General features: G+C 45.2%; 25 protein-coding genes. 6 read left to right on the plus strand and 19 right to left on the minus strand.

The window, feature by feature from the left end; all coding sequences use genetic code 11:
* A partial coding sequence (locus LGT40_RS03315; RefSeq protein ID WP_226343158.1) for a YiiD C-terminal domain-containing protein occupies positions 1-300 on the minus strand: 300 nt, incomplete at its 3' end.
* Positions 301-324: 24 nt separating this feature from the next.
* Positions 325-1014 (minus strand): type 1 glutamine amidotransferase, encoded by a 690-nt coding sequence (locus LGT40_RS03320; protein ID WP_226071033.1) that lies wholly within the window; start codon positions 1012-1014, stop codon positions 325-327.
* A 151-nt stretch (positions 1015-1165) separates the two neighbouring features.
* Between LGT40_RS03320 and LGT40_RS03325 the strand changes: the two genes are divergently transcribed.
* Positions 1166-1333, plus strand: a complete 168-nt coding sequence (locus LGT40_RS03325; protein ID WP_226071031.1) for a hypothetical protein — start codon at positions 1166-1168, stop codon at positions 1331-1333.
* Positions 1334-1448: 115 nt separating this feature from the next.
* The gene (locus LGT40_RS03330) at positions 1449-1598 is read left to right on the plus strand and encodes a DUF3096 domain-containing protein (RefSeq protein ID WP_014707945.1); all 150 of its coding nucleotides are present in this window, start codon (positions 1449-1451) and stop codon (positions 1596-1598) included.
* 73 nt (positions 1599-1671) lie between these two features.
* On the opposite strand, the gene LGT40_RS16545 is transcribed toward LGT40_RS03330, so the two are convergent.
* From LGT40_RS16545 to LGT40_RS03350, 4 genes are all read right to left on the minus strand, one after another.
* Positions 1672-1803, minus strand: coding sequence for a YHYH domain-containing protein (locus LGT40_RS16545; protein WP_226071029.1), 132 nt, complete (start codon positions 1801-1803; stop codon positions 1672-1674).
* 93 nt (positions 1804-1896) lie between these two features.
* Complete coding sequence (locus LGT40_RS03340) at positions 1897-2427, minus strand: hypothetical protein (protein ID WP_226071027.1); 531 nt, start codon at positions 2425-2427, stop codon at positions 1897-1899.
* Between the two features lie 49 nt (positions 2428-2476).
* The gene (locus tag LGT40_RS03345) at positions 2477-2800 is read right to left on the minus strand and encodes a hypothetical protein (protein WP_226071025.1); all 324 of its coding nucleotides are present in this window, start codon (positions 2798-2800) and stop codon (positions 2477-2479) included.
* Between the two features lie 78 nt (positions 2801-2878).
* On the minus strand, positions 2879-3289 hold the full coding sequence (locus tag LGT40_RS03350) for a gamma-glutamylcyclotransferase family protein (RefSeq protein ID WP_226071024.1): 411 nt from the start codon (positions 3287-3289) through the stop codon (positions 2879-2881).
* A 6-nt stretch (positions 3290-3295) separates the two neighbouring features.
* On the opposite strand from LGT40_RS03350, the gene gluQRS reads away from it, so the two are divergent.
* On the plus strand, positions 3296-4273 hold the full coding sequence (gluQRS, locus tag LGT40_RS03355) for a tRNA glutamyl-Q(34) synthetase GluQRS (protein WP_319000258.1): 978 nt from the start codon (positions 3296-3298) through the stop codon (positions 4271-4273).
* Positions 4274-4323: 50 nt separating this feature from the next.
* On the opposite strand, the gene LGT40_RS03360 is transcribed toward gluQRS, so the two are convergent.
* The 4 genes from LGT40_RS03360 to LGT40_RS03375 all read right to left on the minus strand — a co-directional run bounded on the left by LGT40_RS03360 (position 4324) and on the right by LGT40_RS03375 (position 10642).
* Positions 4324-4728, minus strand: coding sequence for a lysozyme inhibitor LprI family protein (locus LGT40_RS03360; RefSeq protein ID WP_226071022.1), 405 nt, complete (start codon positions 4726-4728; stop codon positions 4324-4326).
* A gap of 86 nt (positions 4729-4814) precedes the next feature.
* A complete protein-coding gene (locus LGT40_RS03365) occupies positions 4815-6386 on the minus strand; it encodes a GGDEF domain-containing protein (protein ID WP_226071020.1) in 1572 nt (523 codons plus the stop codon).
* Positions 6387-6548: 162 nt separating this feature from the next.
* Positions 6549-8762, minus strand: a complete 2214-nt coding sequence (locus tag LGT40_RS03370) for a heavy metal translocating P-type ATPase (RefSeq protein WP_226071018.1) — start codon at positions 8760-8762, stop codon at positions 6549-6551.
* A 74-nt stretch (positions 8763-8836) separates the two neighbouring features.
* The gene (locus LGT40_RS03375; protein WP_226071016.1) at positions 8837-10642 is read right to left on the minus strand and encodes an SLC13 family permease; all 1806 of its coding nucleotides are present in this window, start codon (positions 10640-10642) and stop codon (positions 8837-8839) included.
* 150 nt (positions 10643-10792) lie between these two features.
* On the opposite strand from LGT40_RS03375, the gene LGT40_RS03380 reads away from it, so the two are divergent.
* A complete protein-coding gene (locus LGT40_RS03380) occupies positions 10793-12322 on the plus strand; it encodes a bifunctional GNAT family N-acetyltransferase/carbon-nitrogen hydrolase family protein (protein ID WP_226071014.1) in 1530 nt (509 codons plus the stop codon).
* Between the two features lie 17 nt (positions 12323-12339).
* Here the strand turns inward: LGT40_RS03380 and ccoG are convergent, their stop codons facing one another.
* The 7 genes from ccoG to LGT40_RS03415 form a co-directional block, all read right to left on the minus strand.
* The gene (ccoG, locus tag LGT40_RS03385) at positions 12340-13761 is read right to left on the minus strand and encodes a cytochrome c oxidase accessory protein CcoG (protein ID WP_226071012.1); all 1422 of its coding nucleotides are present in this window, start codon (positions 13759-13761) and stop codon (positions 12340-12342) included.
* 20 nt (positions 13762-13781) lie between these two features.
* Positions 13782-15173 (minus strand): aminotransferase-like domain-containing protein, encoded by a 1392-nt coding sequence (locus tag LGT40_RS03390; protein ID WP_226071010.1) that lies wholly within the window; start codon positions 15171-15173, stop codon positions 13782-13784.
* 221 nt (positions 15174-15394) lie between these two features.
* A complete protein-coding gene (locus tag LGT40_RS03395; RefSeq protein ID WP_226071008.1) occupies positions 15395-18031 on the minus strand; it encodes an EAL domain-containing protein in 2637 nt (878 codons plus the stop codon).
* A gap of 60 nt (positions 18032-18091) precedes the next feature.
* Positions 18092-18640 carry an RNA 2',3'-cyclic phosphodiesterase gene (gene thpR, locus LGT40_RS03400; protein ID WP_226071006.1) on the minus strand — a complete coding sequence of 183 codons (549 nt, stop codon included), beginning with the start codon at positions 18638-18640 and terminating at the stop codon, positions 18092-18094.
* A 1-nt stretch (position 18641) separates the two neighbouring features.
* Complete coding sequence (locus LGT40_RS03405; RefSeq protein ID WP_226071004.1) at positions 18642-20051, minus strand: diguanylate cyclase; 1410 nt, start codon at positions 20049-20051, stop codon at positions 18642-18644.
* Positions 20052-20085: 34 nt separating this feature from the next.
* A complete protein-coding gene (gene yaaA, locus LGT40_RS03410) occupies positions 20086-20856 on the minus strand; it encodes a peroxide stress protein YaaA (protein WP_226071002.1) in 771 nt (256 codons plus the stop codon).
* A 28-nt stretch (positions 20857-20884) separates the two neighbouring features.
* Complete coding sequence (locus tag LGT40_RS03415) at positions 20885-21250, minus strand: DUF4389 domain-containing protein (protein WP_226071001.1); 366 nt, start codon at positions 21248-21250, stop codon at positions 20885-20887.
* Between the two features lie 161 nt (positions 21251-21411).
* Here LGT40_RS03415 and LGT40_RS03420 point away from each other — a divergent pair, with 161 nt between their 5' ends.
* Positions 21412-21936, plus strand: a complete 525-nt coding sequence (locus LGT40_RS03420) for a TRAP transporter small permease subunit (protein ID WP_226070999.1) — start codon at positions 21412-21414, stop codon at positions 21934-21936.
* A complete protein-coding gene (locus LGT40_RS03425) occupies positions 21936-23243 on the plus strand; it encodes a TRAP transporter large permease (protein WP_226070996.1) in 1308 nt (435 codons plus the stop codon). Before LGT40_RS03420 ends, LGT40_RS03425 begins: the two co-directional genes overlap by 1 nt.
* Positions 23244-23423: 180 nt before the next feature.
* Here the strand turns inward: LGT40_RS03425 and epmA are convergent, their stop codons facing one another.
* A complete protein-coding gene (epmA, locus tag LGT40_RS03430) occupies positions 23424-24389 on the minus strand; it encodes an EF-P lysine aminoacylase EpmA (protein ID WP_226070995.1) in 966 nt (321 codons plus the stop codon).
* Between the two features lie 64 nt (positions 24390-24453).
* Positions 24454-25026, minus strand: a complete 573-nt coding sequence (gene efp, locus LGT40_RS03435; RefSeq protein ID WP_226070993.1) for an elongation factor P — start codon at positions 25024-25026, stop codon at positions 24454-24456.
* Positions 25027-25193 lie beyond the last annotated feature (167 nt).

A 25193-nucleotide genomic window follows, 5' to 3' on the forward strand; every position in this document is an offset into this window, starting at 1 on the left:
TGTGGCAATCGCCGAAAAATCAGTCCTCATGGGTTTAAGGTAAGCCATCTCATTGCGTCGGATGACCAGATGGAAAACTACCCCCTCTCGCGTTAACCTTGTGTGCAATAACGACCAGGCAGCCAGAATTGCCAATGTCGATGCACTGCCGCCAAAAACGGTTTCCTGATGATTGATATTGGGTGTCAAAGGTGCCTGGAGAGTTAAGGTGGTTGCGGTTATTTCCTTCACAGTAACCTGCATCGCCGCTGACAACGGGATATGTTGGTGCAGATACTGTTCGAGTTGCTGATTTGTCATCTCGCTATTACCAGTGTTTGATTTTTAAACAGCATGCAAATAATCCAGAACATGATTCATTAGCTGATTGATTTGCTGATACTGCCCCGGACTCGCTGATAATATTTCAGCTTCGGCTTGTACATAGGGCGCAGGCAGCAAATCCTCGATACAGTTTTCAACAATGGCCTGTGCAGAGCGATGGGTGGTCTCTAGATGGAATTGCAAACCAATCACCGAGCTTCCTAATTGGAAAGCCTGATTTTTACAACCAAAACTCTCTGCCAAATGAATACTGTTCTCAGGTAAATCAAAGGTTTCGCCATGCCAGTGAAAAACCATGGCACTCTCAGGAAAATGGAATACAGCAGCAGAATGATTGTTAGTCACCTGAATCGGCCACCAGCCAATTTCTTTTTCATTATTGACATACACTCTGGCACCCATGGCACTGGCGATCAGCTGAGCACCTAAACAAATACCCAAAACCGGTTTACCAGTTTCGATGAATTGTCGGATGAACTGTTTTTCTGCTGCCAGCCAGGGATAATGCGCTTCATCATTCACACTCATTGGCCCGCCCATCACCACCAGAAAATCTACAGTATCAATATCAGGTAAAGCGGCAGACTGATAAAACGCTGTGGAACTGATGTGATAGTCATTAGTGTTAAGCCACGCTTCAATACTGCCAAGACCTTCAAAAGGAACATGCTGAAAATAATGTGCTTGCATTGGGATCCTGAATATCTAAACAGAAGGCGTTATCAGTTTATATTAAACTGTTTAACCAGCGGGGTTTGGGAGTAAAAAGACGGCATAATTTCCTTTTTCATATCAAAATGTTAGCTTTTATTTATCTTTACTTGGGTTGGAGGATGTCACCATGTTGAAAAACAGCGTTTCACTCACTCGGTTAAAAGTGATTCTACCCTTACTCGGCTTGTTATTAACAGCATGTGCACCTGAGCCGGAAGTTGATAACGTAGCAAAAATAAATCCGTCTGCTTTTTCAAGCGATAATGATTCAATGTTACGAAAGCCGATGTCATAGCAAGAATGCTTTGCGTGAAAGAATGGCGCTCGGTTGGCACTGTCGTCAATTGGGATTAATTCATGGCATACTGGCTTTGCAACACACAAAAACAACATCACAGCGAGGAAAAAAGATGACTATTGCACTGACTCCACTGATCTCTCTGATAGCCGGTATCCTGATATTGGTGGTACCGCGTCTGCTCAACTACATCGTAGCCATTTACCTGATTATTATCGGCCTGGTCGGCATTTTCGGTGGTAATCTGAATATTACTCCGTGAGCAAAACAGGGAATTGAATTAACGGCGGGATAAGCGGGATACCCGCCGTTTTTCTATCAGGTTGGGGAAATATTCAATGACAATGGGAAGGGCCCGCCTTGGTATCTTTGTGACACCCATTTTTATCAGTGCGACCTGAATGGGCATGGCTTAGGCTTGATCCCAGTGTTATCAGCACAATAAACAGAACCGTTAGTTTTGTCATCGCTGCATCCCTTTTTACCTTATTCGTTGATTTCAAGCATTCCAATGCTCTGTTCTATGCGCTTTATTTACCCATAGCCGGTGATGGAGCTTTCTATTTCAACGAAATTTTTCGACTGTTCGCCAGCTCAACTAACTGTTCAATGGGATCGGACAGTGCTTTCATGCCTTCTGCAATTTCGTCTTCAGTGTAACCCAGCTCACGCATCAACGTGATCTGGTTCTTTAGTAACTTCTGTGTAGCGGCCACTTCTTTAAGTTGATGCATTTTTTTATCATGACGGTTTTGCTCGGCAAGCTGCTGTTTGCTCAATCGATTTTGGTAGGAAATATCCTTCCACAAATCACGTAGCTGCTGAATAATTTTATCCAGCCCCAATAAATTAAAGTCACCGGGGGAATGGATTTCGATGGATTTGATAGTCAGACGATGAGAGTCACTGACTGAAGATAACGAACCAGAAAAGGCATTTTTGAGATTTCGGCTTTGCCCTTTGTGTTTTATCTTTTCCAGCACATAGAGGCGGTTGTACAGAATATTAAGCTGATGAAAAAACCGGTAAAAATCCTCTACCGTCCAGTCTTCAACAGCAGTAAAGCCAATTGGGCTAAGAGTCTCGGACAAACCTGACCTCCTTGGTCAATGCTTATGTTTCAAGGCGCAAATCAAAAAGTCACTCGTCTTTACGGCTGACAATTTCGCCTTCAATAATATGGGTCTCATGACGCGATTGTCGAGATGAATGTTGCGTGAACGGTTGCTGTTGATACCCTGCTTGCTGAGCCTTACGCATTTGTTTGCGCGCCCGGTACAGCATCAATGGAACCAAAATCCAGCTGAGTAACAATACAAAAACCAGTAATGCCAGACTCAGCATCATCACCAGCCCCAGTAGGATCCAGGCAAAGATTCGCTGCAAAAGACCGGCAGATTGTAACTGTCGGAATTGGTGTTGCCAGTTTTGGGCTTGCTGGCGAAAAGCATCTGATCGAAACATATATCCTCTTTTTTAGCACTTCAGCTGTTGATTAGCTCAGAAAACGCTGAAAGAAATTCTGTTGATAAGTTCATTAAGTTAGGGATTGAGAAAGTCACCGGAGGCAATAAGTTTCAATCCGGTTGCCGGCCGGTTATAGAGATATACCCACGCTGACACCTTTAATCCATTGCTGAGAGTAACCGTTTGTTGCTGACGGATATATTCATGTGGCTCAGCAAAACTGGAAGAGCACTCTTCGTAATCATCGAGCTTGGCAAACAGCCTTTGGTGATGATGGATACGATAAACTTCTCCCACAACCCGCTGTTGTGAATCATGACTGGCTACCACACCCGGATACCCCCCAACCAGATATAAACACCCCTGCAAGGTTCCGCTATCCAGATACTCACATAAAGAGTGCAACAAGTTATGGCGAGCAGTGTTTTTTCGCAGGGTACCGTATACAAAAAGATAATCTTCAGTCATAAATTCGAGTTGTGACATTTGTTTATGGCTTGGTACATTTTACGTGTTCGATTATCGCATCTAAATATGAATTCAGACTTAACATCTTCTCCTTATATCGGGCGATTTGCCCCGTCACCGACTGGCCCTTTACATTTTGGTTCTCTGGTCGCTGCGACAGCCAGCTATCTGGATGCACGAGCCAATCAGGGGCTATGGTTGGTCAGGATGGAAGATCTGGATAAACCCCGCGAGGTAGCAGGTGCGGCACAGGATATTCTCGACACCCTGAGAAGCTTTGGATTTCAATGGGATAAAGAAATTGTATATCAAAGCCAGCGCAACGAGATTTATCAGCAATTACTCATGCAATTAATATCACAAGACCTCGCCTACCCTTGTGCCTGTACACGCAAAACCATTCAAACACTGGCAAGAGTGGGCATTGATGGTCCGGTTTATCCGGGTTTTTGTCGTGACGGTTTACCAGCGGATAAACGGCCACGAACCTGGCGACTGCGGGTCATCGATAACAATGTTGAATTTGAGGATCGGGTTCAAGGCAGGCAAAGCCAGATACTTAGCCAACAAGTCGGGGATTTTGTTCTGAAACGTGCGGATGGTTTATTTGCCTATCAACTGGCGGTGGTGGCTGATGATGCGCTGCAGGGCATCACTCATATTGTTCGCGGCGCCGATCTGCTTGATTCCACCCCCCGACAAATTTATTTACAACAGCAGTTAGGCTTTAATACCCCTGAATATGCTCATATCCCCGTGGCGACCAATTTGCATGGAGAAAAACTCAGTAAACAAACTCGGGCACAACCCGTCAAATTAAGAGACAGTGGTGCCGTCTTGTGTCGTGTCTTTCAGTTTTTAGGCATGCAGCCACCAGCCGAGCTGGCCCATATTGGACTGGATGCATTATGGGACTGGGCTATTACTCACTGGCAGATTCAACATATCCCCAAAAAGCGGCGCCAGATAACTTTGATACCGAGCGAAAATGACCAACGTTAACAGCGTGGATTTGTCACGTTAAACTGCTCGTCAAATGCGAACTTACCGGTTCAGTCAATCTGTGGCTCAGGTAATAATGGCGGCGTGTCTTCCATGTAAGTCAGATAACTGTGCCAGATCTGATGGGTGCGTAATTTTGTCATGCGAATCGAACAACTCAACCCCATGATGCTGCGGATAGTGCCGTCTTTCCAAATGTTATAAATCGAACTGCACTGATCCTGTCGGTATACCAGCCAGCTTTGTTGCGCTTTTTCAATTGACGCAACTACCTCTTCATTTTCGGCATAACGTGCCCTGGCCTCGGCAAGATAATGCTGTAATGTCACTTCTTGCTGCTCCAGCTGTTCTGTCATGCACACGCCCATGTCATAGGTCGTACTGGCATTCGAACAGTCGTCTGCTGCCAGCAAAGGAGCTGAAATACTAAATAAAATCAAACTGATAAATTTCATAACAACTCCAATTAAACAGACAATCATGCCAGTCTGAACAGAAAAACCCGGTTATCGACGCGACAACTAAGCACAAACCGAAAATATCAGGGTTTAGTGCTGAACTCTTCAATCACACAAATATTTCGTCCCTGATTTTTGGCTTTAAACAATGCCAGATCAGCGCGTTTAAACACTTTTTCAGTATTATCTCCCTGATGAAAAGTGGCTACCCCCGCAGAAACGGTAATCGGTACGTGCTTGCCATCGTATAAAAAACGGGTACGTTTGATTTCATCGCGAATTTTATTAGCCAGTCCCAGCGTTTCGTTTAACGATGTGGCCGGAAATAGCCCGACAAACTCTTCACCGCCATACCGAGCGACAAAATCCATTTCACGAGTCGAAGAAGATAAAATTTCAGCAATTCGAATGAGAATCTTATCTCCTGCCAGATGACCAAGGCTGTCATTGATCTGTTTAAAATTATCAATGTCCCATATCACTAGAGTCAAAGGCTGTTTATAGCGTTGCCAACGGATATATTCGGTTTCCAGTGCATCCATTAACGCCTGACGGTTACTAATGCCGGTTAATGAATCCTTGCGTACCATTTCATGTGCTTTACGAATACCATCCTGCAAAGACTTGGCCTCAGCTTCCATTTCCTGAAGCCGATCATTCAGTTTTTTGATTTCAACCTGCGATTGATAGTAGCGGTGTTGATCGGCATTTCGATATTCATCGACAGCACCGGATAAAGCCGTTAGTCGAGCTCGAATAATGGATTTTAATTCACGTGGTTCACTGGTGATATCAATTTGTTTATAGATATCGTCCAACCCGGCATCCACTTTTCGGCCGATTTTTTGCCGTTGTTGAAACGCTTCTTCTTCATCTTTAACGGTCACTCTTAACAAATCATCCAATTCGTTGATTCGTTCGCTTAAGGTAGCCAGAAAAGCACGATATTCAAGTTGCTGAAGCTGTGCCTGGTCACCCAGTGAATTAATTAAACTGCATAAAGCGTCAATTATCTGAGGTAAGTTTTTTTTATTGGCAGGTGCCGTTACCTGTTCTCTTATTGACTGAAGCTGTTGAGTAAACATCTCTGGCAGTTGCAGGTTATCGATCAAACTGCATAACAACTGTGCTATGTCCGTATTGACTTTGCTCAATCCCAGTTTTTGGAAGATGCCTGGTGGATTTTTAGCCGAAGCCTGTGGTTCATCCCCAGTGGATATCATGTTATCCAATAAGCCCACCAAGTCAGGTAATAACTGTCTGACTTGTTGATTCGAGGCATCTTTTAGTTGAATCAACAGGTTATCTGCACGGGATTGTGAATCATTCGGAATGTTCAGCGATAGCACAAGATGGCGTATTAACTCCGAAGCATCGGAACTTCGTGGCGTTTCATCCATATTGCTGATGCATTGCTGGATTTTTTCCAGCGTTTCTTTAATGCGTGCAGCGTCTTTATTACTGCGCAGTTCATTGCGCAGTGACTGTAGCTGATTATCCAGCGCGGGATCCAAGCCTTCGGAAACCAAAGCCAATCTTCCCAGACTGCGTTCCAGAAGTTGAGTATAAACAGTCTGTTTCTCATTGCGTTCGAGCAGCTCAAGGTATTTATACTTCCATTGCTCAAGTTTACTTACCGGTTCTTCTGCCGCCATTGGTCCAACCTTTAGTTGAGGGCAAACTTGGTCGTTGTTTGGTATAGGGATATTACATCAGCATCCGGTAGATCTGAACTCAAAATTTAATTAACAGTAATAATGGCGTGAAAATGCTTGTAAACAATCTGTTAATCTTACACAGAAGATTGGGCATCCGAGCTAGTGGATATTTTTCAGACGCTGCAATCTTAAGGAATTTAATACGACAGAAATGGAACTAAAAGCCATGGCTGCACCGGCAAGCCACGGGGCCAGTAATCCTGCTGCCGCGATCGGTATACCAAGAGAATTGTAGCCAAAAGCCCAGAAAAGATTTTGTCGAATGTTACGCACCGTCAGATGGCTTAATTGAATCGCCGTGTTCACCGCGTTTAAATCGGTACGCATCAATGCAATATCAGCAGTCTCAATGGCCACATCAGTACCGCTGCCCATTGCAATGCCAACATCAGCTTCGGCCAGTGCTGGCGCATCATTGATACCATCTCCAACCATCGCCACCACTTGGCCCTGCTGACGTAATTCGCGGATTTTATCTGCCTTGTGCTCGGGCAAAACTTCAGCAATCACTTTATCAATGCCTAACTCAAGGGCAATTGCATCGGCTGTGCGTTTATTATCTCCGGTCAGCATAATCACTTGTAATCCACGTTCTTTTAAAGCGCTAATAGCAGATTTAGCAGTGTCCCGAAGGGTATCGGCGACGGCCAGCAAACCGATGACCTGTTGATCTAGCGCAATCAACATAGCGGTCTTTCCTTGCTGTTCCAATTGCTGTTGTTGCTGTTGCCAGTGACCAATATCGATTTGCTGATCCTGCATCAGTTTTTTGGTCCCTAAACGAATTTGGCATAATTGGTCATTGAGTTTGATCTTGCCCATCACGCCATGACCACTTAGCGCACTAAACTCATCAACCTGCATTTTAGGAAGGTTTTGACGGGTTAGACCATCAACTATTGCTTGCGCCAGAGGATGTTCGGATTTGCTTTCAACAGCGATAACCATCCCGGCGACAGTGGTTTTTTCATAGCCCTCTGCAACCACAAAATCTGTCAATGCAGGTTTACCCTGGGTCAACGTACCGGTTTTATCAAACACAATTGCAGTCAAAGACTGGGTTAATTCCAGTGTGTCAGCTTGCTTGAATAAAATTCCAGCCTCCGCCGCTCGTCCGGACCCGGCCATGATAGAGGTCGGGGTCGCCAGTCCCAACGCACAGGGACAGGCTATCACCAGCACAGCGACCATCGTTTCTAATGCTCGGCCGACATCACCCGGGGTGAGCCATATCCACCAAACTAAAAACGTGATCAGCGCAATGAAAACCACCACGGGGACAAAAACGCCGGAAACTTTATCGGCTAAACGCTGAATAGGTGCTTTGGAGCCTTGTGCCTCTTCGACTACCCGGACAATTCGTGCCAGCGCTGCGGCTTCTCCCAGATGAGTAGCGCGCACGCGTAAAAAACCATTTTTATTGAACGTGGCCCCGACAACCTTGTCATCCACAGTTTTTTCCACCGGCATGCTTTCGCCGGTCAGCATAGATTCATCAATAGCAGATTGTCCTTCGACTATCACGCCATCAACTGGAATCTGTTGTCCAGGTTTAATCTGCACAATATCGCCCTGTTTCAGCTCTTTAACCGAAACCAACTGGGTCAGGCCATCTTTAGACTCACGCAAGGCTTGTTGGGGCTGGAGCTTTAACAGTTTGCGTATTGCTTCAGAGGTATGACCTTTGGCGCGTGCTTCAAACCATTTACCCAGCAAAATCAAGGTAATCAACACCGCGCTGGTTTCAAAGTACAAACCATCATGCGCGGCATTCGCGCCAAATTGGAAAGTGAGCCACACACTGTAAAAATAGGCAGCTGATGTTCCCAGTGCGACCAGCACATCCATATTGGCACTAAGGTTTTTTAAGGCGTAATAACTGCCACGATAAAATTGCCAGCCAATAATAAACTGCACAGGAGTGGCCAACGCCATTTGTATCCAGGCGTTCATTAAAATTGAGGGGATCGGTAAATCCCTGGTCCAGCTAAAATGACCAATCATGCTATAGAGCAATGGCAGAGACAAAATTGCAGCAGCAATAAATTTATATAGCTGCACTTTCTGCAAATTCTGTCGTGTATCTTGCTGATGCTCAATATCAATCAATTGCGCCTGATATCCCGCTTGTTCGATAGCATTTATCAATTTGTCTGCTTCAAGACTTTCGCCACGAATGGTGGCGATTTCATTGGCGTAATTTACCTGTACCGATTTAACCGAAGGCGTCTTTTTCAAGGCTTTTTCAATGGTATTCGCACAGGCTGCACAGCGCATACCGCTGAGTTGCAGTTGAACAATTTGCTGAGCCATTTTAATTCCTGTATGCAGACAATTCGTAAAGTAAGCGTTTTTCTAAGATTGGGTCAGCCATCTCAATTACAAGTTTAGAGTGGCCAAACCCATAAAATGACCGGTAATGCAGTCAGTATCACCAAAATGGATAAAGGCAAACCCAGTCGCCAGTAGTCTGTAAAGCTGTATCCTCCCGGTTCCATCACCAGTGTATTTGATTGATGTGCAATCGGTGTCAAAAAGGCACAAGAAGCACCTATCGCTACTGCCATCAATAGTGGATCAGCCGAAACATCCATGCCACTCGCCACACTTAAGGCGATCGGTGCCGCCAGTATGGCTGCTGCGGCATTATTAATAATATTCGATAACAACATGGTCGCCACCATCAGGATAACCAGAGTTACCGCAGGTGGGGTGGATTCCGCCATATTCAGTAATAAGCCGGCAATTAATTCAGATCCCCCAGTCGTTTCCAGAGCTTGTCCCACCGGAAGCATAGCCGCCAAGAGCACAATAACCGGCAAATCCAGGCTTTTATATAACTTGGCTACAGGCAATAACCCGGCAAAAAACATTGCCACCACACCCGCCACCATGGCTGTGGCGGTGGAGACTGCATCCAGCATAATCAATAAAATAACTGCTACAAAAATGGCAGAGGCAATAGCTACTTTTCGAGGTTGTCCCAAGCGCAAGCCTCGTGATGCCAGTGGTAAGCATCCAAGATCTCCCATCACAGACTTAAGCACATCTTCGCCACCTTGCATCAACAAAATATCTCCTGCCACAAAGCGGGTTTTGTGTAGTCGTTGCTTTAATTGATGGCCTCGGCGTGCCACAGCGAGAATATTGATTCCATACCGTTGGCGGATAGACAGACTGCTTAGGGTATTGCCGACCAGAATGGAGTCATGTGCCAGAATGGCTTCTACCACCTCCAGATCTTGGTGTTTTTCCGATGTAGAAGATTCAGTGTCTTCTTTGATGTGTTCATCGGTTTTGTCCCCCACCAGCTTCAACCCTGTCACATCCGTCAGTGCTTTTAAACTGTCGGAGTCGGCTTCGATCAATAACACATCACCCTGTTGCAACACTTTGTACATGGAAGGAGTATTAAAGCGTTCTTCCTGACGAACCAGGGCGACGACGGTGATATCGGCCTCATCCTCTACCGCAGCAACCAGATCCCTCAGGCTGCGTCCAGCATATTCACATTCTTCCGGTACGGTTACCTCTGTGAGATAGCTGCTGATTTCAAATAATTCATCATCACCTTGCGTTGCCTGGCGTTTTGGGGTTAAAAAACGCCCGAAAAAGACCAGAAAAAGCACACCGACCACGGTAATCGCGGCTCCGACTGGTAAAAAATCAAACATGCCAAAGGCAGATGCATCAGTTTGAGTTCGATAACTGGCTATGATGATATTGGGTGGCGTACCAATTAAAGTCAGACAACCGCCTAACAAAGACCCAAACGCCAATGGCATTAAAAACATCGACGGGGAGTGTCCACTCTGGCGTGACATCCAGATCGCAACGGGCATTAATAAGGCCAGTGCGCCCACATTGTTCATAAACCCAGAGCATACCGCCACCGTCACAGTCAACGCCGCCATCTGCATCGCTGGATGATTGCCCACGCGTGTGAGTTGCCTTGCAATGGCATCCACGACACCGGCATTCACCAATGCCTGCCCGAGTATCAACACTGCCGCTACCGTGACTACGGCGGGGTGTCCCAGTCCGGAAAACACCTCGTCAGCAGGAATCAGTCCGGTGATGGCAACAGTTAATAGCGCCAACACTGCGACGATGTCATAACGCAGTTTATCCCAGATAAACAAGCCAAGTGTTGCGCCAAGTACCGAAAAAATAATGATTTGATCAACTGTCATAACAATCCTTTTGTTCGGCAATATAGCAGCACGTCACATGAACAGCGTTAGCCAGGGTTAACTCGTAAATAATCGTCGCAGCGTCTGAACATGCCGCCCGTCATCTGCTAGACTCAACAGGATATTTCATCATTGAACCGCGGAGCGTATATGGCCCATGAAGAGCTGCACCTGAATTTACGTAATCTTACCTTGGAGGATTACGATCAGCTCAAAAATCTGATGGATACTGTTTATAACGATATCGGGGGAGCCTGGCCTCAACCGACGATTGAAGGCTTAATCACACAGTTTAAAGATGGACAGATTTGTATCGAAGACTCAGGTGAGCTGATTGCAGTCGCATTGACCGTTATGGTCAGCTATGAACGCTTCAGTAATCCTCATACCTATGATGATTTGATTCTGAGTAACGACAAAATCTGGCACAATCCTCATGGCGATTCACTTTATGGACTGGATGTTTTTATCCATCCGGAATATCGTGGTTACCGATTGGGCCGTCGTTTGTATGAAGCCCGTAAGGAATTATGCCGTTCGATGAATCTGCGGGCGATTCTCGCCGGTGGACGCATTCCTAACTACTATAAATTCGCCGATAAACTGTCACCAGCAGAATATATCGAACAAGTCTCGCGTAAAGAAATTTATGATCCGATCCTAACCTTTCAGCTTTCCAATGATTTTCAGGTGATGCGGTTGATGCATAAATATCTGCCCGAAGATGAGAAATCTCTTGGGCATGCCACGTTACTGGATTGGAATAACATTCTCTACACCCCGCCGTCCTCAGTATTGAACGTCAAGAAAACACAGGTCAGATTAGGCGCGGTGCAGTGGCAAATGCGTGAATTCACCTCCGTAGAGGAAGTACTGAAACAGGTTGAATACTTTGTTGACGCGTTATCAGATTACAAAAGTGATTTTGCGCTTTTTCCCGAGTTTTTCAATGCTCCGCTGATGGGACTGACCGATCAGATGGATCAAACCCGGGCGATTCGTTTTCTGGCAGGCTTTACCGAGCAGTTTCGCGATGAAATGTCGGAAATGGCGGTCAGTTATAACATCAATATTATTACCGGTTCGATGCCACTTCTGGAAAATGACCGGGTCTACAATGTGTCCTATCTTTGTCACCGAGATGGACGGGTGGAAGAGCAACGTAAAATCCACATCACACCTCACGAACGGCGTGATTGGGTCATAGAAGGAGGCAATAAATTTCAGGTGTTTGAAACGGATGCCGGCCGAGTGGCGATTATGATCTGCTATGACATTGAGTTTCCTGAACTGGGACGGATTGCAGCTGACCAGGAAGTGGATATTATTTTTGTACCGTTCTGGACCGATACCAAAAACAGTTATTTACGCGTTCGTCATTGTGCTCGGGCACGGGCAATTGAAAACGAATGTTACGTGGCCATCACCGGTAGCGTTGGCAATCTGCCGAAAGTGGAAAACCTGGACGTGCAATATGCACAATCCTCAGTGTTTTCACCTTCCGACTTTGCATTTCCTCATGACGCGGTCATGGCAGAAACCACACCAAACAGCGAAATGATCATGTTCTCGGATCTGGATTTGGACAAACTCAAACTGGTGCGTAATGAAGGCGCAGTAACCAATCTAAAAGATCGCCGCGCCGATCTCTACGAACTGTTTATCAAACAAAAAGATTAAATAACTTATCGCACCCGTTATTCGGGTGCGATAAAGATAGTCTTGTAGGAAATATTGGATTGCGGTCCAGCAATCACTTCGACATGGAATATCAGGGGACTGATACCGCTTTGCAACTCAGACTCCGTTACACGAACCAGCGCGGTCACCGTATGTACTTTGGCTGGCTCGATCGTATAGGTTTCATCTAAACCATGCAGCGTTGCTCCATCCAGCCCTTCAACCTGATATTGCACCTCAATTGGTACATTCTGTTTGTTGAGCAATTTCAGTGTGTAACGATTCTGAATCGAACCATCACTAAGACGTACAAATAAGGGCTGGCGATCCGGTCTGACACTGAAATCTGTTGCTGATAATGTTAAAAAGCCATAGACAATACCGGCCAGAGAGGCCAGCAGGATAAGACTGTAAATGATCACTCGCGGACGTTTATACAATGGCTGCGGTTTGCTGTGACCTTGCAGCTCAGCATAGGATGCGTAGCGAATTAAACCTCGCGGTTCATTGATTTTGTCCATCACCGAATCACAGGCATCAATGCACATGCCACAGGTAATACAACCCTCCTGCTGCCCTTTGCGAATATCAATGCCGGTGGGGCAGACATTGACGCAAAGCTTGCAATCAATACAACTGCCCTTACTTGGATCAGTCTGACCTTTTTTCAGTTTACCGCGTGGCTCTCCGCGTTCTGCGTCATAAGCCGGTAAAACGGTATTCTGATCATACATCACACCTTGTAAACGGGCGTATGGACATAACCAGAAACACACTTGCTCACGCATAAATCCGGCAAAGACATAGGTAAAGGTCGTAAAGATGGCCATGGTAATCCATACCGCTACATGAGCCTGAAAGCTGAAGACATCACGCCATAATTCAAATGCATCGGTGAACCAGGCGGAAAACGTCAAACCGGTCAGCAAGGCAATCGCTAGCCACAAACTGTGCTTACTGAATTTTTTCAGTACTTTGCTCACTGACCAGGGTGCTTGTTTAAAGCGTAATTGTTTTTGAGGCGTATCGCCTTCGAATTTACCTTCAATCCAGGTATATATATCGGTCCACACAGTCTGGAAGCAGAAATAACCACAGAAAACCCGTCCGGCAATACTGGTGACTGCCGCCAAGAGAATGGCAAAAAACAGTAAAGTCAGAGAGAGCATCCAGATATCCTGCGGGAAAATCGTCAATTCAAAAAAATGAAATTGTCGATTGGGAATATCCAGTAATACAGCTTGACTGTCATTCCAGCGAATATAGGGAACCAGAAAGTAAATCAACCAGACCGACATACCAAACCATTTAAGGTTACGAAACCGACCTGACATGCGCTTGGCAACGATTTTCTCGCCACCGGCATTCACATCCCAATCAGCCATTTCCTCATAGATATCGCCGTTTTTTTCCATAAAGTGAATAGGTTGTTCAATCATAAATATGTTTCACCTCTGGGTCAGATGATGTGATGTGATGTGGTGGCTGGCTGTATTAACAAGCCACGTAAAATATTGAGCGCCTGGGATAACGTTGCATGGTCGGGTGACAACCCCAGAGAAAGTCTTACCGCTTGCCGCTGATGCTCGTTAAAGCCGAAACTGTTACAGGCCACTACAGAAACCCCCAGTACGGTTGCTTGCTCAGCAAATGCATTGGCTTGCCAGCAGCTGGGAAGTTGCAACCAGATATGATGACCCTCTTGATGGCTGTAAAATGTCATTCCCGCTAATAACTCACTGGCTATTTGCTGACGCAGACGATTTTCTTCGCGAATGGCTTCAGCAAAGCGATTAATCCGGCCATCATAAATCCAGCGTGTTACCAGTGCGGCCATTAAGGGCGAGGCCATCACACTGATAGCACGCAATACGTTTGCAAGTCCGAGCGCCTGAGAGTTGCTGGGAGCAATGACATAGGCCAATCTCAGCGCGGGCGTGATGCATTTGGAAAGTGTGCGTATATACCAGGTGCGAGTGGCAGCCAGATCAACTAATGCTTTGATGGGCTGGGTCTGTAGTGGCGAATAGGGATCATCTTCAATAATGCTTATGTCATATTCTTCTGCTACCGCCACAATTCTCTGGCGGCGGGATAAAGACATTGTGGCGGTGGTCGGATTATCCATGGTCGGCACCAGATAAATTGCCTTGATGGATTGCTCACGACACGCTTGTTCAAAGGCATCGGGAAGGACCCCTTCTTCATCCATGCTGAGTGGTTGCAAGATCAATTGAAGTTGTTCAGCAGCTGATTTCAACCCCGGGTAGACAAATTCACCGCAGGCAATGACATCGCCAGGTTGAGCCATACAATGCAAAATGGCATACAAGGCTGATTGCGCTCCACCAGTAATTAAAGTGCGATCCGTGGAGACATGGCTTATCGATTGACCTAACCAGGCGGAGGCCGCACTTCGATCATGGGGATTGCCGGCACTATCCTGATAATGCATTTGCAATACCCGATCGGCTCCGGAAATAAGCTGTGCAATACCTTGGGGAATATGTTGCTGCAAACCGGCTGACTCGGGTTGAGGTGGATTATTCATACTCAAATCCAGTAACGGCCTTGCACCGGAAATATGTGAAATCAGCTTGCTTTCCACATGCTGACGCACGTAACTGCCACGTCCGGTTGTCGCATCAATTAATCCACGCCGACGTGCTTCATTAAAGGCCCGGGTCACCGTCGTCAGATCGACGTTTAGCGCTTCAGCAACAGCACGTTGCGCTGGCAAGCGATCACCGGCTTTAACATAACCGGAATAAATATCCGCTTCCAGTGCTTCAACGATGCCCAGATACTTGGATTTGGCATCGGTTTCAATTCGGGCTTTCCACAATCGCATAGTCGATCACCAATAAACCTAATGGCTATACGCTATGCATTTATCCCGACAAAAACAAACTTATTTACATACAAAGAACAAAAATGTATGGAGACAACTTTTAGAAGTGGACTATTGTATGGGTAAAAAGCCAATTTATAACGTTTTTGATTAAAAAAGCCATACAATGTTTAACAGGAGGTAAGGCGTTTAAATCAATTTAAACGGTTAAGTTGCGCAAGCTAGGAGTGAATCTGAGAGGGATTTTTAGGCTCGGTTTTATGTGCTGATCGTTTGGCAGTGATAATTTGCTGCCATTCAGCTACCGGAGCAGGCTTGCCAAAATAATAGCCCTGATAGACATGGCATCCAAACTTTTCCAGCAAAACGGCCTGCTCAACTGTTTCGACCCCTTCGGCGATAACCGCTAAGTCCAGACTTTGGCCCAGGGCAATAATAGTGCTGACAATGGCCTCATCATTTATATCGGTCAATACGTCCCGTACAAAAGACTGATCAATTTTCAATTTATTCAACGGCAGAAGCTTCAAATAACTTAATGAGGCATAACCGGTACCAAAATCATCCAAGGCAAACCGCAATCCACGTTGCCTTAGCTCATTCATACGCTCAATTGTCTGATCAATATCTTCAATTAATAAACTCTCAGTGACCTCCAGTTCCAGATGATTTGGATTAACACCTAATTCATCGAGGCAGCTATCAATATAGTCGATAAATTGCAAATGACGGAATTGTCTGGGGCTGATGTTTACGGCTAAAGTCAGGTTTTCCATTTCAGGCACTTTGGCCCACTCGGCAAGAATGTGGCAGGCTTCTCGTAATACCCAGGCACCTAAAGGTATTATCAGTCCACTGGATTCGGCAATCGGAATAAAATCTGCAGGTGAGATAAAACCCTCAACCGGATCATGCCAACGTAATAAAGCTTCCATACCAACATATTGTTGATCACTGCTGATTTGGGGTTGGACATATAATTCAAGCTGATGCTGAGAAATCGCTTCTCTTAATTTACGTTCCAACTGGCTGCGCCGGTTTACTTCCAACTGCATGGTCGGGTCAAAGAATCGCAGGCTATTGCGTCCTGAAGATTTGGCACGATATAACGCCATATCGGCGTCCTGTAATAAACGCTCGACATCACCATCTGCATCGGAAAACAGGGCAATACCGACACTTGCTGATGCAATATATTGTGTTTGGTCAAGTACATATGGCAAGACAAAATCCTGCAGAATTTCTTCAGCACAACGCTGAGCTATCACCTCAACCTCATGCCGATTTTCCCCCATATTGGGTTTAACAATAACAAACTCATCGGATCCCAATCGCGCGGCCAGCTCATGCGGCAATAATCTGGATTGCAGGCGCTTGGATACCTCTTGCAATAGTAAATCACCGGCGTGATGGCCCAAGGTATCGTTCAGCGTTTTAAAAGCATCCAAATCGACAATCAGTAAAGCGCCTTCTGTCTCAGTTTGGCGGCCATGTGCCAGAGACTCTTCCAAAAACTCCATTAACTGACGCCGGTTGGCAAGACCGGTGAGTGAATCATACAACGCCAGTTTTCGAAGTTGTTTCTGAATAAGTAGATAATCGGTAATGTCGGTGGAAATACCACATAACGCATAGATAGTTCCATCTTCACGGCGGAGCGGCAGCTTGACCGACAAAAAAGTCTGAGGATTATCGATGCCGTGCACTCTATTGATTTCCTCTTCAACAACGCGCTGCCCTTTTTCAAGGACCAGTAAGTCATTTTTACGCAATCTTTTACACGTTTCTGCGTCAAAAAACAGTTCATCGGTTTGACCAATGATTTGCTTCTCTTCCAGGTTAATCAGTTTGCATACATTCTTATTAACGTATTGATACCGTAACTGCAGATCTTTGATATAAACATGGGCATCGACACTGTCGAGAATCATATTGAGGTTTTGCTGGGTCTGACGCAGGGAACTGTTTTTTTCTTTTACTCGGCGTCTCATCAACAGTGAAAACAACAACGCACTGAGAAATCCCACCAGCAAGGCAATCAGCAACCACCAGATTTCGTCGGGAATAACCACTTTAGCGGGCGTACTATTCCATTTTTTTAATATTGTAAAATAAGGCGAGTCCGCATCTGCCTGCCATTGTTGTAAATAACTATCAATAGCTTGCAATACCTCTGCATGTTTATTTTTCGGTACCGCAAAAAATAACCGGCTTGGTTGGAATACGACTGGCGTCGATTTTAAATTCAGCTCAGCGGCTTTAAGTTCACTGATAAAATTATTAGCGGTAACCGCATCAGCCACATTACTTTCTAACGCGGCAAAAGCCGCTTGCTGTGTATCCACCAAAACAAAGGTGACATCAATATTGAAATTTTCCGCCAATTGCCTGAGGTAATCATATTGAATTGAGCCTTTAAGCAAGGCGAGCCGTTTACCATCCAACTCCAATAAACTGCTTAGCGTATGCCCACGTTTCACATAAATCTGGGACCAGCTGAGTAATGCGGCCGTAGTATGAAAATCATATAGTTCACTGCGCTCGGTGCTGGCGGCCACATCGGGCAGGATATCTATTTCGCCAGTGGCCAGCTGCTCCAGACAATCGTTCCAGAAACACGGCACCGCGACCAATTGCCAATTTTCTTCTGCAGCCATTCCCTGCAGGATATCTCCTAAAATACCACTGACTTGATCATTTTCTCCCAAACCCAGTTTAGGCGGATTTTCATATACACCAACACGTAAAACCATTGGCTCAGCCAATAATTTCTCACTGGATAACAACACATACAGAAGCACTAACAACGAGCTTAGGCGAATGCGTTTGACTTTTGAAATCATTACTGGATTAGCCATGGTAAGAGAAAGATCTTTATAACAGATTTGTACTGTTATCAGTGACCAGAATAGCGAAAATCAATCCGCTGTAATTGGCCAATGCATCACTGGTTGATATTGAGGGCCTTGAGCTGTGGATACAGATTTCATTAACACCAGTTCTTCGGCTTCAAACCGGACTGGTGCCATCGGAACGGATACTGCTTCATGCACTTTTCGCGCGAGTGTGATGTGTGGTTGATATGGCCTGATATCGATGGTGATTTCGGCTTGTTTGGCAAGCTCCTGAAGTCTCTCTACCAGATTAAATAATGCCGTACTGGGTGCCCGGCTGGTCAAACATAATATTTTAGGGACATCCCAGTAGGTCAGATGGTCAAACTGCATATGTATTGCCGTGTCACGAAAGGAGGTTGAAAGCGTTAACAAGTTATTGATTTGTTTTTGTTCCAAGTGACCAAGAAACAATAATGTCTGATGCAGATTGTCAGTGGTTTGCAATTTCTGAGAGGGGTCTTCCGGCAGACGTTTCATTATATTTTGTATCTGAATGCGGGAATGCAGATCTGGCAACAAAGCAAAAAAATAACGCCCGGGCGTTAAACCATGGGGATGTTTTGAATTCATATTAATCAGAGTCCGCCATTACAATCTGATTCCGACCATTATTTTTAGCACGATAGAGTGCATCGTCCGCGCGTTTAATCGTATCACCAATGGTTTCACCCTGCCTATAGTCACTCAGCCCAAAACTCGAAGTTATTTTCTGATTGGCTGTAAAAACGTGACTCTCCACACCGACCCGTATTTGTTCGGCCAACTGGAAAGCCCCGTAAACCGAGGTTTGTGAGCATAGAATCATAAACTCCTCCCCGCCCCATCGTCCCACCAGATCACTTTCACGTACCATTGATTTTAATAGCACAGCAAATTCTTTAATGACCTCATCTCCAATATCATGCCCAAATTTATCATTAATGGTTTTAAAATAATCCACATCCAGGATGATCAATGAAAACCGCTGCTGCGTTTGACTTACCCTTTCGATTTCGACATTAAACCGTTGATGCAAGGCATATCGATTAGCCAATCCGGTCAGATGATCATGCTGAGAAATTTGCTCCAACTGAGTATTTAAATCGCGTAAATTCCGATTATGGGAATGGACTTGTCTATAACGATAAATCAACACGACAAGTACCAGTAATACCGCCAGAAATAATTGCCAGAACAATCGCTTATCTTCAGGCTGCCTATAATCTATAGATAACCAGTTATTCAACACCTGTTGACGTTCAAGTTCGGATGTATCGGTGATTAGCTTATTGAAAATGCCCAGTAACTGCGGCTGGGATTTGCTAATCCCAACCGACATGGCATAGTGCAAGTCCAATACTCCACTAATCTTCAAATGGGAAATTCCCCAGCGGAGCATTTGATAATTGATAGTGGGAACAGTATCGATAAAGCCGTAGGCGTTACCGGTTTCGACCATTTTCAGGCCTTCACGTGAGGTTTTAACTGTGGTTATATTGATCTCCGGATAACGTTCACGCAGCATTTCAGTGGCGGCATAGCCTTCCACCGCCACAAAATCACGCTCTAAAATTTGTTCGAACTTCACAACAAACTCATGATCGGGCTGAGTGGCTATAGCTAATGGGTAAAAAATATACGGATTCGTGACATCCATCCAGGCACGCCGACTTGGCACATCCTGAGCACTCGACAGAATATCGCATTGACCGGCCTGCGCTAATTCAAGCGATTGTTCCCAGCTCGAGGTTTGAATAAGTTGAATTGGCGTATCGATTTTCTCAGACCACAAGCTATAAAAATCTGACATTATTCCTATGAAATCGCCATTTTCATCAATGCCTTCGTATGGTAGCCAATCCGGATCTGCACAAAGTTTAATCTGCTGTTTTTGTTGGAGATAACGCTGTTCTTCTTCAGTGAGCACCACCTCAGCTGTAGCAGCATGACTCACGAAAAATATGGAAATCAGTGCTATCCGGCTTAAAAAACGATATTCCATCCCTGGCTTCATTGCCTATTAAGCCCTACCTTGATTATTGATGATCCCGGATAAACACCCAGTCATTTTTTTGACTCATTTCCGCACTGAAGCGATAGCTCTCCGAGTCGAATTGCTTGAGTTTTTCCGGCGAATCAATCTGATGATCAATAATGTAACGACTCATCAGACCCCGAGCTTTTTTAGCATAAAAACTGATCATTTTATATTGACCATTCTTCCAGTCCTTAAATACTGGAGTAATAATTGTTGCTTTGAGTTTTTTAGCATTTACCGCCTTGAAATACTCATTTGACGCTAAATTAATCAATATTCCATCTTCTAGCGCGGGTTCGGCTTCCAGTGATTTCTGTAGTTGATCGCCCCAAAAGGTGTAGAGATCTCTGCCGGCATCATTTTGAAAAGAGGTGCCCATTTCCAGGCGATATGGCTGCATTAAATCCAGTGGTCGTAATACCCCGTATAAACCTGATAAAACGCGTAAATGCTGTTGCGCAAAATCCAGACCTTTTTCATCAAGTGTTTCTGCATCCAGTCCGGTATACACATCCCCTTTAAATGCGAGAATGGCTTGTTTGGCATTGTCTTCAGTAAATGGCGTTTGCCATTGCTGAAACCGCGCCATATTCAGCCCTGCCAACTTATCACTGATACTCATTAAACTCGCGATTTCTTGTGAAGACAGTTTTTTTAATTGCTCGATCAGTTGCTCCGATTGGGCAAGAAAGCGAGGTTGAGTATGTTTTTTGGTATGGGAAGGCGTATCAAAATCGAGCGTCTTCGCGGGAGAAATTACAGTAAGCATAAGAAATGTAAACTTCCTTTAGTCCATTTTAAGGTTTAGGTGCATTGGGGTCATCACGATCAGTAATATCTTCATAATCAGCAATATAATCATCATTATTATAGACTGCCTCAACCTCTACCTCATCATATAATGGGTTGAAAGGAAAAGGTTTTTTATCGTCATTGTAAGTCAGAAACAAAACGATTTGCTGTATAAACTGAGCCAGATCTTTCGAAAAACTCCGAATCGATTCATTGGAACTGCCACTGAACAGGGCAAAAACAAACTGCACGATAACCACGATCGCTAATACCGACATTGTCAGATACAGCACAAAACCATAAAGCAACATATACAACAAACGTATCAGTTGATTTTTTTCATCATTATTGTTCAGACCGGTGTTATCCATGTCATTTCTCCTTATTAATGGTAAGTCAATAGCACTTTACCACTTCCTTAACGGGTTGCGGAAAGTCGAATCATAAAATTCACTAACAAGTGAATTGCTGGAGCAACGGGTCGGTTTGTGGGAAACTTTGTCGTTTATTTTTATTGATGACCGAAACCGCCATGCATCGTTTTTTTATCTCGTTGGAAACGTCGATAAACCGTTTCACCGAATACACAGGGAAACTCAGTAGCTGGTTAGTCTTACTGCTGGTGTTATTAACCTGTTATGACGTAATGATGCGTTACCTGTTTCAACAAGGTTCGGTGGGATTACAGGAACTCGAGTGGCATATATTTGCATTGATATTTCTGCTTGGCAGCGCATATACATTGAAACATGATGGTCATGTGCGGGTAGATATACTTTATCGTAGTCATCGGCTGAGTGATAAACAGCGTGCCTGGGTGGATGTAATTGGCATTCTGCTATTTCTAATGCCCTTTTGCTTATTGATACTTATCAGTAGCTGGCCTTTCGCCTACAACGCCTTTCTCTATCAGGAGGGTTCTCCAGACCCCGGCGGCTTACCTTATCGGTTTATTCTGAAATCAGCTTTGTTACTGGGTTTTCTGTTGTTAATGATTCAGGGGTTGGCCGAGTTGATCCGCAATGTCCGTATTATTCGTCATCAGGAGCAGAAATAATGGAATATGTTGCTTTGCTGATGTTTGCCTTATTGATTCTGCTGCTGCTTACTGGCTATCCGGTTGCATTTGTATTAGGTGCCATTTCGCTGCTCTTTGGCAGTATTTACCTGGGCTTTGATTTTTTCGAGCTGTTGCCATTTCGCATCTGGGGCGTTATGACCAACTTTACCTTGCTGGCCGTTCCGCTGTTTGTCTTTATGGGTGTCGTGCTGGAAAAGTCCGGAGTGGCCGAAGAATTGCTGGATACGATGGGACGGGTATTTGGCCGTATCCGGGGTGGTCTGGCCATCTCGGTGGTCATGGTGGGAGCATTGCTCGCGGCGACTACCGGCGTAGTCGGAGCATCCGTCGTAACCATGACCGTGATTGCTTTACCCTCCATGTTAAAGCGCGGTTATGCGCCATCATTAGCCAGTGGCACAATTGCCGCTTCCGGCACTTTGGGACAAATTATTCCGCCCAGCATTATTTTGATTTTATTGGGTGATGTAATCGGCGTGCCAGTGGGTGAATTATTTATTGGCGCTGTCGTGCCGGGCATGATGCTGATTCTGGCTTACATTCTCTACATAGGCTATGTGGCATGGCGTCATCCACATCTGGCCCCAGCAGTACGCGATGATAACCCGGAACTGGCAGCACTGTGGATTAGTGTCTTAAAGAGTCTGCTGCCACCCTTATTGTTAATAATCGCGGTCTTGGGTTCTATCTTTTATGGAATCGCCTCCCCCACCGAATCCGCTGCCGTGGGTGCGCTTGGATCATTGATTCTGGCTGCCCTGCATCGTCGTTTGACGCTGCCTAATCTGCGCGATGCGATGCAAAAAACGGCGCGACTGACCAGTATGGTGTTTTTGATCTTTATCGGCGCCACTGCATTTGGTCTGGTATTTGTCGGTATGGGTGGTGATGAACTGATTCTGGATATTTTTTCCGGACTACCGGGTGGTAAATGGACATTTCTAGTCCTCAGTATGCTGTTGATATTCATACTGGGATTTTTCCTGGATTTTATTGAGATTTGCTTTATTGTAGTGCCGATAATCGCACCGGTAGCCATCCATCTGAACATTGATCCCCTATGGTTTGCCTTGCTGATTGCGATTAATCTGCAAACCTCGTTTCTGACGCCACCGTTTGGTTTTTCGCTGTTTTACCTGAAAGCCAGCGCTCCGCCCACCCTTAAACTGATGGATATCTATAAAGGCATCACTCCTTTTGTGGGGATTCAATTACTCGTGCTGGGATTGCTTATCAGCTTCCCGGCGCTCACGCTTTGGTTACCGAATATGATGGACGGTTAAACATTTAGAAATTTTTAGCTGATATTGTGCTGTATCGATACTATCGAGCGGCATCTGAGGAGTTAGTATCTTTGCACTGAATGCGGCTGTAACGAACGGTCATAATATTGAAAGCCCAGGCCACCAAAAAACCTGACTCAATTGTAAAAAAGCACTTTACGTCGTTATAAAAAGCCCATCTTAGCTTTCAATAAATGGAATGCTCTGCACCATGCTGATATCGGATACATCCAGATGTAACATCAATAAGCGATCCAATCCTAAAGCCACACCACTACATTGAGGCAAACCTGATTGCATAGCCGCCAGCAGATTTTCATCTATTGGCATCGGTGGTTTGCCTTGTTGCTGACGAGATTTATTATCCAGCTCAAAACGTTGTCTTAACTCAGCAGCATCACATAATTCATCATAACCATTGGCCAGTTCCATTCCTCCGGCATAAAGCTCAAAACGTCTCGCGACCGGTTGCCCGTCAGTATTCATTTCGATTTTTGCTAATTGCGCCTGCGAGGCCGGAAACTCTGTCACCATTACCGGAGTTTTCAACTCTTTAAACTGTGGCTCGATCACCTCACTCATCAGCATTTCCAGCCAGCCATCACGATCAGTTTGCCAATCTGCTGTGAGCCCAGCGATACGTTCTAAAGCGAGTTGTTTAAGAGTCTCATCCTCGCTCTGATGAATATCCAGCTGCAGATAGTTTAAAAATAAATCACGATAGGTAAAGATGACTGCAGCGGGTAAACCTATCACCTGTTGCATCAATGCATCTACTTCGTTCATTAAATCGGCTAGGGAAAAACCAGGACGATACCATTCCAGCATAGAAAACTCGGGTGTATGTTGCCGTCCTAACTCACCATTCCGAAATACCTTGGCAATCTGATATATGGCCCCGCTGCCACCTGCTAACAGGCGTTTCATCGCAAATTCAGGCGAAGTATGCAGATAAAGAGTTTTGGAATCATTTCCAGCTGAAAACTGGGTAGAAAAACTGTCTAGATATGGTGCTGTTGGTCCGGCCGAAGAAAGAATAGGCGTGCTGACTTCCAGCACATCACGAACCGAAAAAAAACGGCGGACATTCGCCAATAGCTCTGCCCGCCGTTTTAATAATTTTAGTAATTGCTCGCCCTGCAGCATTACTTATGCTTTGTGTGAAGGCATATCATACTTCTCGACATCAAACGCACAAACCAAAGTTGCTTTAATCTTTCTTGGCACGTTCAACGTAAGAGGCTGAACGGGTATCAACGCGTAACACTTCGCCAATTTCAATAAATAATGGAACACGTACCACGGCACCTGTTTCCAGAGTTGCCGGTTTACCACCGCCACCTGAAGTATCACCACGCACACCCGGGTCAGTTTCTACCACAGTGAGGTTAACGAAGTTGGGTGGAGTCACCAATAATGGCGTGCCGTTCCACAGTGTGACTGTGTAGCTATATTGCTCTTTAAGCCAGTCTTTACTTTCGGCGATGGCATTAGCATCAGCAGCATATTGTTCAAAACTAGTGGGATCCATAAAATGCCAGAATTCACCGTCACTGTAGGAAAATTCCAGCTCTATTTCAACGACATCAGCACTTTCGACGGTTTCGTTGGTTTTGAAAGTACGTTCGTTAACACGACCTGTTTTCAGGTTGCGGAATTTTACGCGGTTAAACGCTTGACCTTTACCGGGTTTAACAAATTCATTTTCGATGATGTTGCAAGGATCGCCATCCATCATGAATTTCAGTCCGGCTTTAAACTCATTTGTACTATAACTTGCCATGCTTACCTCTTTTGGGGGACGATCGTCGCCTGTTCACAAAATCAAAGCCCACTATGATACCGCAATCGCAAGCTGACGTAATCTTTGCTGATTGGCAAGATGAACTAAGTCATGCCATTAAAAATCCAGCCCTCTTGCTGCAAATGCTGGGGCTGGATAGGCGCCTG

The organism is Methylophaga pinxianii (assembly GCF_020447225.1).
Taxonomy (GTDB): domain Bacteria; phylum Pseudomonadota; class Gammaproteobacteria; order Nitrosococcales; family Methylophagaceae; genus Methylophaga; species Methylophaga pinxianii.